The 10,937-nt window shown below is 54.2% G+C and carries 12 protein-coding genes; all 12 read left to right on the forward strand.

Annotated elements, in window-relative coordinates:
- Positions 1-11 precede the first annotated feature (11 nt).
- The 12 genes from IDH45_RS29165 (at position 12) to lysS (ending at position 10,719) form a co-directional block, all read left to right on the forward strand.
- Complete coding sequence (locus tag IDH45_RS29165) at positions 12-968, forward strand: peptidylprolyl isomerase (RefSeq protein WP_190931683.1); 957 nt, start codon at positions 12-14, stop codon at positions 966-968.
- Positions 969-1,087: 119 nt separating this feature from the next.
- Entirely contained in the window at positions 1,088-2,026 is a 939-nt protein-coding gene (cysK, locus tag IDH45_RS29170; protein ID WP_190931684.1) for a cysteine synthase A, read from the forward strand.
- A 246-nt stretch (positions 2,027-2,272) separates the two neighbouring features.
- Positions 2,273-3,850: an anthranilate synthase component I family protein gene (locus tag IDH45_RS29175; protein WP_190931685.1), complete on the forward strand. Its 1,578-nt coding sequence runs from the start codon at positions 2,273-2,275 to the stop codon at positions 3,848-3,850.
- 6 nt (positions 3,851-3,856) lie between these two features.
- On the forward strand, positions 3,857-4,444 hold the full coding sequence (gene pabA, locus IDH45_RS29180; protein ID WP_190931686.1) for an aminodeoxychorismate/anthranilate synthase component II: 588 nt from the start codon (positions 3,857-3,859) through the stop codon (positions 4,442-4,444).
- A complete protein-coding gene (gene pabC, locus IDH45_RS29185) occupies positions 4,441-5,316 on the forward strand; it encodes an aminodeoxychorismate lyase (RefSeq protein ID WP_190931687.1) in 876 nt (291 codons plus the stop codon). The genes pabA and pabC overlap by 4 nt, the downstream gene beginning before the upstream one ends.
- A 168-nt stretch (positions 5,317-5,484) precedes the next feature.
- Positions 5,485-6,246, forward strand: coding sequence for a dihydropteroate synthase (gene folP, locus IDH45_RS29190; protein ID WP_223837090.1), 762 nt, complete (start codon positions 5,485-5,487; stop codon positions 6,244-6,246).
- 29 nt (positions 6,247-6,275) lie between these two features.
- Complete coding sequence (folB, locus tag IDH45_RS29195) at positions 6,276-6,644, forward strand: dihydroneopterin aldolase (RefSeq protein WP_190931697.1); 369 nt, start codon at positions 6,276-6,278, stop codon at positions 6,642-6,644.
- Positions 6,641-7,216 (forward strand): 2-amino-4-hydroxy-6-hydroxymethyldihydropteridine diphosphokinase, encoded by a 576-nt coding sequence (gene folK, locus IDH45_RS29200; protein ID WP_190931688.1) that lies wholly within the window; start codon positions 6,641-6,643, stop codon positions 7,214-7,216. The genes folB and folK overlap by 4 nt, the downstream gene beginning before the upstream one ends.
- On the forward strand, positions 7,168-7,392 hold the full coding sequence (locus IDH45_RS29205; RefSeq protein ID WP_190931689.1) for a helix-turn-helix domain-containing protein: 225 nt from the start codon (positions 7,168-7,170) through the stop codon (positions 7,390-7,392). Before folK ends, IDH45_RS29205 begins: the two co-directional genes overlap by 49 nt.
- A gap of 8 nt (positions 7,393-7,400) precedes the next feature.
- On the forward strand, positions 7,401-8,414 hold the full coding sequence (gene dusB / locus IDH45_RS29210; protein ID WP_190931690.1) for a tRNA dihydrouridine synthase DusB: 1,014 nt from the start codon (positions 7,401-7,403) through the stop codon (positions 8,412-8,414).
- A 220-nt stretch (positions 8,415-8,634) separates the two neighbouring features.
- The gene (greA, locus tag IDH45_RS29215) at positions 8,635-9,111 is read left to right on the forward strand and encodes a transcription elongation factor GreA (protein ID WP_190931691.1); all 477 of its coding nucleotides are present in this window, start codon (positions 8,635-8,637) and stop codon (positions 9,109-9,111) included.
- A 105-nt stretch (positions 9,112-9,216) separates the two neighbouring features.
- A complete protein-coding gene (gene lysS / locus IDH45_RS29220; RefSeq protein ID WP_190931692.1) occupies positions 9,217-10,719 on the forward strand; it encodes a lysine--tRNA ligase in 1,503 nt (500 codons plus the stop codon).
- Positions 10,720-10,937: the final 218 nt, after the last annotated feature.

Below are 10,937 nucleotides of genomic sequence, written 5' to 3' on the forward strand. Positions count from 1 at the left end.
AGAATTTTCGGATGCGGAGCTTAAAACTGCTGTGGGGTGTCATTGGCGTTTTGTTTACAGCCGTTGTCGTGCTGGCCGTGCTGCTGCTTGTCCGCAGCGGTGCACAAACGCCTCAGACGGGCGAACCGCCGTCCCGTCCTCAGCCTGCGGACCCGGGAGAATCATCGAAGACGGTCGCCGTTATCGGCAGCCGGTCGATTACCAAGGAAGAGCTGCAGCACCGGCTGGAGGACAAATACGGTACAGAGCTGCTCGGGATTCTGTTGGATCGCGAGGCTATACGGCAGGAAGCGGAGCTGAAAGGGTTGTCGGTCAGCCGGGAAGAAATCGATGCTGAATTGAAGCGGATGCAGGAGGGGTACGAGAGCGAGGAGCAGTTTTACTTATCGATGAAAAACCAGCTGGGTCTTACCAAAGCGGAACTGAACGAGGACGTGTACTATAAACTCCTTCTTGAACATATCGCTACTAGCTCCATACAAGTTTCCGAAGCTGAAGTCGATGGTTACATCAAGCAGCATCCGGAAGAGTTCAGAAGCTACATGCAGTTTAATCTGTTCAAGATCGAAGTGAAGACCAAGGAGGAAGCGGCGCAGATCGTGAAAGACGTTCAGAACGGCGCAGATTTTGCTTCGTTGGCTCGGAAATTGTCGATCGACCAGACGACAGCTCCAAAGGGCGGAGATCTCGGCTGGGTGGAAGAAAACGATCCGTTCCTCCCGCCGTCTCTGCTGGAAGCCGCCAAAAACATGAAACAGGGCGAGGTAAGCAAGCCGATCGCGCTGAAAAGCAGCTTTGCCGTCGTTCTGCTTAAGGATAAAAAAGTCGTGAACAAGACCGTCGATACGGCAACCCGCAATTACATCCGCAAGGAACTGGCACTGCAAAGAGCGGTTCCGCTCAAAGAAATCGTAAAATCGCTCAGACAAAAATTTAATGCGGAAATCCTAATTCCGGACTTCCGATAATTGGGTGAAGAGGCGCATTTCCTAGTTGACATCCGCGTTTCGTGTTGGTAAGATGAAAGTAATAAAGCCGACAAAATCGCTCGGAATAATAATAAATGTTCATTCGGGAGGGTAAACACATGGCGAAATTGGTACAAAGCATTACTCAATTGATCGGGAACACTCCGCTGGTCCGGTTAAACCGGATCGTTCCGGAGGATAGCGCTGAAGTTTATGTCAAGCTTGAATTCCAAAATCCCGGTGCCAGTGTCAAAGACCGGATCGCCATCAGCATGGTGGAAGTGGCCGAGCGTGAAGGCAAGCTGAAGCCGGGCGATACGATTATCGAGCCAACTAGCGGCAATACCGGGATCGGCCTTGCGATGGTAGCGGCTGCCAAGGGATACAATGCCATTCTGGTTATGCCGGAGACCATGAGCGTAGAGCGCCGCAACCTGCTTCGCGCTTACGGAGCCCAGCTCGTGCTGACGCCGGGACCAGAAGGGATGAAGGGCGCGATTAAGCGTGCGGAAGAGCTGCTCGCTGAAAATCCGACCTACTTCATGCCTCAACAATTCAAAAACCAGGCTAACGTGAAAGTACACACCGAAACGACAGGGCCGGAAATCGTCGAAGCGATCCAATCCCATGACGGCCAATTGGACGCGTTCATCGCCGGGATCGGTACAGGTGGAACCATTACGGGCGCCGGCAAGGTACTGCGCGAAAACTTCCCGAACATTCAAATTTACGCGGTGGAGCCATCCGCTTCCCCGGTGTTGTCCGGAGGTAAACCGGGTCCGCATAAGATTCAAGGAATCGGCGCCGGCTTCGTACCGGATATTTTGGACACCGAGGTATACAACGAAGTTATCGCGGTCGACAACGAGGATGCGTTCGAGACGTCCCGCCGTGTGGCGAAGGAAGAAGGCATTCTTGGCGGGATTTCCTCCGGCGCAGCGATTTTCGCAGCTTTGAAGGTAGCCAAACAACTGGGCAAAGGCAAGCGCGTCGTCGCGATCGTTCCAAGCAACGGCGAACGGTACCTCAGCACGCCGCTGTACCAGTTTGACGAATAAGATAGCTGCAAGCCCCTCTACGGAGGGGTTTTGTTTGTTGAGGCCCGGAATGCCTTTTGCCGGCGGCGGCAGCCTCTTCTATAGCGCGAATATAGTTCTGCGAAAGGCTTCGATGGATGCTTTTCTTGTGGTATCATAGTAGCAAGCTGTCCGGATGTGCTCAGAAGCTGCAGACGGACAAAGAAGGTTACGGATCGTTAATGTACTGTGGCGGGGGTCGCCGCATGTCTTGGAGGAGGCGCCGGTTTGATTTTCACTTCGCTTGAGCAATGGGAGCAGTGGACGGTTCAATATGAAAACGTCCCTTATATACACAAATTTCCTGACGCGCAAGGTGTACCCGCATCATGGGAGCCCTTCTGGAAACGTTGCTCCAAGCCTTCCTTCGTACTCGAAAGCGGGAAGAGCGGGAGGTACACTTACTTCGGAGCGGATGCGGTGGCGGCGGTAACCGGCAAGGGGAACGAAGCGGTCATTACCGATTACGCCGACGATACCGGCATTCGTCTTCCAGAAGGCCGGCGGCGGACCGTTACCGGGAATCCGCTGCATATCGTCAAACAGTCGCTGCTGCCTTACCGGGCGCCGGCTGTCGAAGGCGTTCCGCCATTTGCCGGAGGCTGTGTCGGCTTCTGGTCCTACGATATCGCCCGTTCGATCGAACGGCTGCCGGAGCAAGCCGAGGATGACCTGAACCTGCCGGATTACGATTTCATGATGATGCGACGCATATGGACATACGATCTGCAGGAGAAGGCGCTATACTGCTCCGTTCATACGTATGTCCCGTATGACGGTCGAGATTCCGATTGGACGGCGAGGCTGGCTTCCCTCTATCGGGAGGCGGCCGATGAAGCGGAGCGTATGGCGGCGATGTGGAATGAAGCTGCGATGGAAGCGGCCTCCGACGAAGCGGTGATGCAGCGCATCCGGTCGTTCGAATCGGTTACCCGCGAGCAGGCGCTGGCGATTGATGTCGAATCCATCCCGGGAATCGAGATTGCTTTTCCGAAACCGCAATATATGGAGGCGGTCCGGCAAATTCAGCGTTATATCGCCCAAGGAGACGTTTTTCAGGTGAACTTGTCGGTTCGCCAAAGCCGGCAGGTGGAACGCGAGCCTGAGCAGATCTATGAGTGGCTGAGACTATTGAATCCTTCTCCCTATATGGGACTTCTACGGTATCCGGAGTATGATCTGGTGTCCGGTTCGCCGGAACTGCTGGTGCGGAGCGCGGACGGCGTCGTAGAGACGCGGCCGATCGCCGGCACGCGGCCCCGCAGCAGCAACGAGAGTGAAGACCGGCGGCTGGCCGAAGAGCTGATCTCGGATGAGAAGGAACGAGCCGAGCATATTATGCTTGTCGACTTGCTGCGAAACGATCTTGGACGCGTCTCGAGCTACGGAACGGTAAAAGTTACCGATCTGATGGTCGTTGAATTGTACTCCCATGTCATGCATATTGTTTCTCATGTACGGGGGATACTGGCGGAAGGCAAGGATGCGTTCGACGTTATCGCGGCCACGTTTCCCGGAGGGACGATCACAGGAGCTCCGAAGATTCGCACGATGGAGATTATCGAGGAACTGGAGCCCGTCCGGAGAGGGCCGTACACCGGTTCGATCGGCTGGATTGACTACAATGGCAATATGGAATTAAATATAGTTATCCGGACGCTGATTATGCGGGGCGGGACCGGGTATGTCCAATCGGGCGCGGGCATCGTGATCGATTCGGACCCGGAGCGAGAATTTGTAGAATCGCTGAACAAAGCCAAAGCGCTGTGGAAAGCGGTCCTTTATAGCGAGAATGTGAGGAGCTGAGCCGAGATGATTCTGGTCATCGACAATTACGATTCGTTTACTTACAATTTGGTGCAATATTTGGGAGAGATCGGACAGGAGGTTGTCGTCCGCCGCAACGATCAGATCGATTTGGCCGGCATTGAGGAGTTGAACCCGGACCATATTCTGATCTCGCCGGGACCGTGTACGCCGAATGAAGCGGGGATCAGCCTGGCGCTGATCGACCGGTTCAAGGGCAAGATTCCGATTTTGGGCGTATGCCTCGGACACCAATCGATCGGACAAGTATTCGGCGGCGAAGTGATTCGAGCGGAGAAGCTGATGCACGGCAAAACATCGGAAATTTTCCACGACGGCAAAACGATTTTCACAGGGATTCCGTCTCCTTATACGGCTACCAGGTATCATTCTCTAATTGTGCTCAGAGAGACGCTCCCGGATTGTCTGGAGATTTCCGCCGAGACGAAGGACGGCGAGATTATGGGGCTGCGCCATAAAGAATATCCGATCGAAGGCGTTCAGTTCCATCCCGAATCGATCATTACCGATCATGGGCTGACGCTGCTGCGCAATTTCATAGGAATCACGGCGGCGAGCGGAGCGGGCAGATGAAGATCGCTTTAAACGGACGGATATGCGAAGAGAAGGAAGCCGTGATCTCCGTGTACGATCACGGCTTTTTGTACGGATTAGGACTGTTCGAGACGTTTCGCAGCTATGGCGGACGTCCGTTTTTGTTGGAGGAGCATCTACGCCGTCTGTCCGCCGGCTGCGAAGAGCTCGGTATCGGCTATGTGCCGGACCCGGCGGAGACGGCGAAGTTGATCGGGCAGTTGCTGTCGGACAACGGCTTGGCGGATGCCTACATCCGGTTGTCCGTATCGGCAGGAGTCGAGCAGCTTGGTCTTCCGGCGGCTGACTACGAGAGTCCGAACGTTATTTTATATATGAAGCCGCTCCCTCCGCGGGACCCGCTCGTGTACGAGCACGGCAAAGCGATCCAGCGGCTGGCGCTGCCGCGCAACAGTCCGGAAGGAACGGTGCGGTTCAAATCGTTCCACTACATGAACAATATTTTGGCGAAACGGGAGATGCGCTCCTACCCTTGGGCTTCCGGAGCGGAGGGGATTTTTCTGGACGGACAAGGTTATGTCGCCGAAGGGATTGTCAGCAATCTGTTCTGGATTCGCCAAGGAGTCGTTTACACCCCGTCGCTGGATACCGGGATCTTGCGGGGGATCACGCGGGACTACGTAATCGGGGCGGCGGCCCGGACCGGAATGGTTGTGAACGAGGGATTGTACGCCTGGGAAGAGGTTATGCGGGCGGATGAAGCGTTCCTGACCAACTCCGTTCAAGAGTTGGTTCCGGTCTGCCGGGGGTACGACGTTTTGGGGCGCGTGTCGGCGATCGGTCAAGGCGTCCCGGGGCCATGGACCCGGAAACTGATGGAGGAATACCGGACGGCGGCGGTCCGCGAATAACCTGGAGCAGTTTATCTTCAGAGAGGAGAACGACTACTGATGGAATCACCTATGCAGCTTCCAAGTGCGGGTAACGGCTCGTTCGGCTTCCCGGCTTCGCGCTATATCGGGAAACGAACCCTAAAGTGTCGAAATGTGGAGCTTGCCCTCGGCGGGCGGACCCTTATTATGGGCATATTGAATGTGACGCCCGATTCGTTCTCCGACGGAGGGAACTTCAATTCCGTAGGGAAGGCGGTCGAACGTGCGTTCACTATGGTGGAAGAGGGAGCGGACATCATCGATATCGGAGGGGAATCGACCCGGCCGGGCTTTGCACAGGTATCGCCGCAAGAGGAATCGGACCGCGTCATACCGGTCATCCGCGCGCTGACCGAAGCCGGACTGACCGTGCCGATCTCGATCGACACGTACAAGCCGGAGGTGGCCAGGGGAGCTTTGGAGGCCGGAGCTCATATCCTTAACGATATATGGGGGCTTAAGCACGATCTGGAGATGGCCAGACTGGCGGCGGAGTACGACTGTCCGGTTATCGTGATGCACAACCGCCCTGAACCCGTGTACGACCATTTTGAGACGGACGTCGTCGCAGATCTAATGGAAAGCATCTCGATTGCACAGAGTGCCGGAGTACGGGACGAACAGATAGTGCTCGATCCAGGGATCGGTTTCGGAAAAACATATGAGCATAACCTTCAACTGATGAACCGGCTCCATCTGATTACGGCGCTCGGTTTTCCGGTGCTGCTCGGCACGTCCCGCAAAAGCATGATTCAAAAGACGCTTGGCGTCCCCGCCGCCGATGCTCTGGAGGGTACTGCGGCTACCGTAGCGCTCGGGGCCGCCCAAGGATGCGCCATCATGCGCGTTCATGACGTTAAGGCGATGAAACGGGTGGCCCTCATGACGGACGCTATGATCATCAGGTAAGCAACTACTGTAGATAGGCGGTGTTTGTTATTGATACAATGCGATTGTCACGCATGCAGTTTTACGGCTATCACGGCGTGTTCCCCGAGGAAAATAAACTAGGACAGCGATTTTATGTCGATCTGGAGCTGTCGCTGGATTTATCCAAAGCCGGACAGACGGATGACTTGGAGCAGACGGTCAATTATGCGGAAGTATACGAACGGGTGAAACGGATCGTCGAAGGCAAACCGTTCCGGCTGATCGAAGCGTTGGCCGAAAACGTTGCATCGGATGTCCTGCATCAGTATACTAGTGTAAATGACGTCACGGTTCGTGTGGTGAAGCCGCATCCGCCTTTCGACATTCATTTCGACGGCGTTACTGTAGAAATCAACAGGAAGCGGGCATCGATATGACGGATTCGGGAGCAGGGCAACAAGCTGCCGGCCGCAGGAGCGATCGCCTTCCTACGAAGGAAGCGTATATCGGCATCGGTTCCAATATAGGGGATCGATCGCTATATTTAACGGAGGCTGTCCGCGGGCTGGAGCATCATCCCGAGGTCGAGATCGTCCGTTTATCGGACATTTACGAGACGGAGCCGGTCGGGTATGCCGACCAGGGACCTTTTCTGAATATGGTGGCCGTCGTTCAGACATCGCTGTCGCCATCGTCGTTGCACGAGCATATGAAACGAATCGAGGATCGGCTCGGCCGCGTCCGCACGATCCGTAACGGTCCCCGGACCGTCGATTTGGACCTGCTGCTGATGGACGATACCGAACTTCGGGAACCGGAGCTGATCGTCCCGCATCCTCGCATGTGGGAACGGGCTTTCGTACTGGTTCCTCTCCAGGACGTCTCGCAGGGCCGGCCGCATTTGATCGCATCGATTGCCGCACACCTGGATACACTGGATGGAAAGGAAGGCGTTAAGCGTTGGAGCAATATCAATTGGCGCAACGCGTCCGGGCGTTCAGAAAGCTGAAAGGCTATACGCAGGACGAACTGGCTAAGCAATTAGGCGTTTCCATCGCCGTTCTGGGTTCCATTGAGAGGGGGACCCGCAAGGCGGACGGGAAAATGTTGCATAAAATATCGGGAGTGCTCGGCATCAGCGTGGATGAATTGATGCCCGATCCTTCCGGAACGGAAAGGAAGTGAATGATGAAATGCTGCAAATCGGAAACGTAACCGCACCCAACCAAGTCGTACTTGCACCAATGGCGGGCGTATGCAACCCCGCGTTCCGGCTGATCGCCAAAGAATTCGGCTGCGGACTTGTCTGCGCGGAGATGGTAAGCGATAAAGCGATCCTGCACGGCAACCGCAAGACGATGGATATGCTGTTCGTGGACGAGCGGGAGAAACCGCTCAGCCTGCAAATATTCGGCGGCGATACGGAAACGCTTGTTGAAGCAGCCAAATATGTGGACGAGAATACAAACGCGGACATTATCGATATCAACATGGGGTGTCCGGTCCCCAAAATAACGAAGTGCGACGCAGGCGCCCGCTGGCTGCTTGATCCCGGCAAAATCGAGAAGATGGTGACCGAGGTCGTCCGTTCGGTGAGCAAGCCGATTACGGTCAAGATGCGGATCGGCTGGGACGAGGATCATATCTACGCCGTGCAAAACGCCAAGGCCGTCGAGAACGGCGGAGGCTCCGCGGTCAGCGTTCACGGCCGGACCCGGGTTCAGATGTATACCGGCAAGGCCAATTGGGATATTATTAAAGAAGTTAAGCAAGCGGTCCGTATTCCCGTGATCGGAAACGGAGATGTGGCAACCCCCGAGGACGCGAGACGGATGCTCGACCAGACCGGAGTGGACGGGGTGATGATCGGCCGCGCTGCGCTTGGCAATCCGTGGATGCTCTACCGGACGATCCGCTATCTCCGGGACGGAGAGCTGCTGCCGGAGCCGGACGGCAATGAGAAGATCCGTATCGCCGTTCTTCATCTGGACCGGTTGGTGGCGCTGAAAGGCGAACATGTGGCGGTTAAGGAAATGCGCAAGCATATGGCGTGGTATTTGAAGGGACTTCAAGGCTCCGCGAGAGTGAAGGAAGTGCTGATGGAGCAGAGCCGCCGGGACGATATGGTCCATACGTTGTATGAGTTCGTCGCAGGTTTGGACGATTCGGGCGGAAATGCGGAGCAAAAGGCTGAGCTTGTGCATTAAAAGCGCTTAAATGAAGGCTGAGGGCGAACTTTGGCTGTCGTTGACATTTCTGGCGGGTTGAAATATAATCAATCAAAGATGATCAGCCCGGAACCGTTGAAAACACTGGAAAAAAAGTCATCTGACCCGTTCCCCGCTAATATATTAAATTTGTGAATTCATACCGAATAATCGATCGATTTGCAGGTTGAAAATCTTCACACGACGGGAGATTTACAATATGAACGATAAAGAAGTTCTTCTCACACAAGAAGGTCTCAAGAAGCTCGAGGAAGAGCTTGAGCATCTTAAATCGGTGAAACGCCGCGAAGTGGCCGAGCGGATTAAGGTCGCCATTGGATATGGAGATATCAGCGAAAACTCGGAGTACGAGGATGCGAAGAACGAACAGGCCTTCATTGAAGGACGCATCATTACGCTCGAGAAGATGCTTCGCAACGCACGAATCATCAACAACGACGAGGTCGATACCGATGCAGTTAACGTAGGATCGATCGTAACCGTTGAAGATCTGGAGTACGGCGAGACGGTGGAATATGCAATAGTAGGCACGGCGGAGTCGGACCCGTTCCAGAACAAGATCTCGAATGAAAGCCCTGTAGGCAAGGCGCTGCTTGGCAAGAGAAAAGATTCGATCGTCGATGTTCAAGTTCCCGCCGGCGTCATCCAATATAAAATTATCGATATCAAGAAGTAAGCGAATCGCCTGCAGCAGGATGATCGCTAGTTTAAAAAAAAGCTTCCGCCGGAGGCTTTTTTGTTTCAAACGAAACCGGGCACCCCTATTAGGAGATGAGTACAAGTGAGTCAAGAGCTGGAACTGAACGAAAACGAACTGCTGGTCATACGACGCAACAAGCTGGACGAGCTGAGGGGCCTTGGCATCGATCCGTTTGGACAGAAGTTCGAGCGCACCCATCACACAAAGCAGGTGCTGGAGCTATACGACGGTATGACCAATGAAGAGCTGGGAGCCCAAAGCGGAGTCGTCACGCTGGCCGGACGCATTATGCAGAAGCGCGGGATGGGCAAGGCTTCTTTTGCGCATATTCAGGACATTACAGGCAAAATCCAGATTTACGTCCGTCTCGATTCGATCGAGGAGAACAAATACAGAGCCTTTGAGATTCTCGACATCGGGGATATGATCGGTGTACGCGGAACGGTTTTCAAGACGAAGACGGGCGAGACATCGGTGAAGGTTCAGTCGCTGGAAGTGCTCACCAAATCGTTGTATCCGTTGCCGGAGAAGTTCCATGGCTTGAAGGACGTCGAGATGCGCTACCGTCAGCGGTATGTCGATCTGATCGTTAACCCGGAAGTTCAGCAAACCTTTATTTCCCGATCACGGATCATCCAGTCGATGCGCCGGTATTTGGATGCTCAAGGCTTTTTGGAAGTGGAAACCCCTACACTGCACAATATTGCGGGCGGCGCAACGGCGCGTCCGTTCATTACGCATCATAATGCGCTGGACATGCAGCTGTATATGCGTATCGCGATTGAGCTTCACCTTAAGCGGCTGATCGTAGGCGGCATGGAGAAAGTGTACGAGATCGGGCGCGTATACCGTAATGAAGGCATCTCCACCCGTCATAATCCGGAATTTACGATGATGGAGTTGTACGAGGCGTATGCCGACTATCAGGACATTATGCGTCTGACGGAGAATCTGATTGCTCATATCTCCAAAGAGATTTTGGGGACGACCGAGATTCGCTATCAGGACAAGGACGTCAGCCTGGCTACGCCTTGGCGCCGGGTTTCGATGGTCGATGCGATTAAGGAAATCGTCGGCGTTGACTTCAGACAGGAGATGAGCGACGAGGAAGCGCATCGTCTGGCCAAGGAGCATCGAGTGCCGGTTGATCCGAATATGACGTTTGGTCATATCGTGAACGCCTTCTTCGAGCATTTTGTGGAGCACACTCTGATAGAGCCTACATTTATTTACGGACATCCGGTTGCAATCTCTCCTCTCGCCAAGAAAAATGAGGAGGACGGACGGTTTACGGATCGTTTCGAGCTGTTTATTGTAGGACGCGAGCATGCCAATGCGTTTACGGAGCTGAACGATCCGATCGATCAGCGCGAACGCTTTGAGGCTCAACTTATCGAGAAAGAGCAGGGTAACGATGAAGCACATGAGATGGACGATGATTTCATTCGTGCACTGGAGTACGGGATGCCGCCTACAGGCGGACTCGGAATCGGGATCGACCGGCTAGTTATGCTGCTTACCGATTCGCCTTCGATTCGCGACGTTTTGCTGTTCCCGACTATGAGAGAACGCGTGGGAGACTAAGGTCTCCCTCTTTTTTTAACTTTTTAAAAAAAAACACTTGCAATCGAAGTGGCGGATGTGATATCTTATAAAAGTCGCCGATCGGCACCGAGGAATACGAGGGACGCCGCGACGGCAAGCAGGACAAGCGATTTGCTCCTTGAAAACTGAACAACGAGCGTGCAAGTGATGATCTCGCAAGAGATCAAAACAAGTCGAGTTATCGACACAAGTCAGTA

The sequence above is a fragment of the Paenibacillus oceani genome (assembly GCF_014705615.1).
Lineage (GTDB): Bacteria > Bacillota > Bacilli > Paenibacillales > NBRC-103111 > Paenibacillus_AB > Paenibacillus_AB oceani.

Coding starts and splice junctions, on each gene's coding strand:
- IDH45_RS29165 (WP_190931683.1), top strand. CDS start 12: ATGCGGAGCTTAAAACTGCTGTGGGGTGTCATTGGCGTTTTGTTTACA.
- cysK (WP_190931684.1), top strand. CDS start 1,088: ATGGCGAAATTGGTACAAAGCATTACTCAATTGATCGGGAACACTCCG.
- pabA (WP_190931686.1), top strand. CDS start 3,857: ATGATTCTGGTCATCGACAATTACGATTCGTTTACTTACAATTTGGTG.
- pabC (WP_190931687.1), top strand. CDS start 4,441: ATGAAGATCGCTTTAAACGGACGGATATGCGAAGAGAAGGAAGCCGTG.
- folP (WP_223837090.1), top strand. CDS start 5,485: ATGGGCATATTGAATGTGACGCCCGATTCGTTCTCCGACGGAGGGAAC.
- folK (WP_190931688.1), top strand. CDS start 6,641: ATGACGGATTCGGGAGCAGGGCAACAAGCTGCCGGCCGCAGGAGCGAT.
- dusB (WP_190931690.1), top strand. CDS start 7,401: ATGCTGCAAATCGGAAACGTAACCGCACCCAACCAAGTCGTACTTGCA.
- greA (WP_190931691.1), top strand. CDS start 8,635: ATGAACGATAAAGAAGTTCTTCTCACACAAGAAGGTCTCAAGAAGCTC.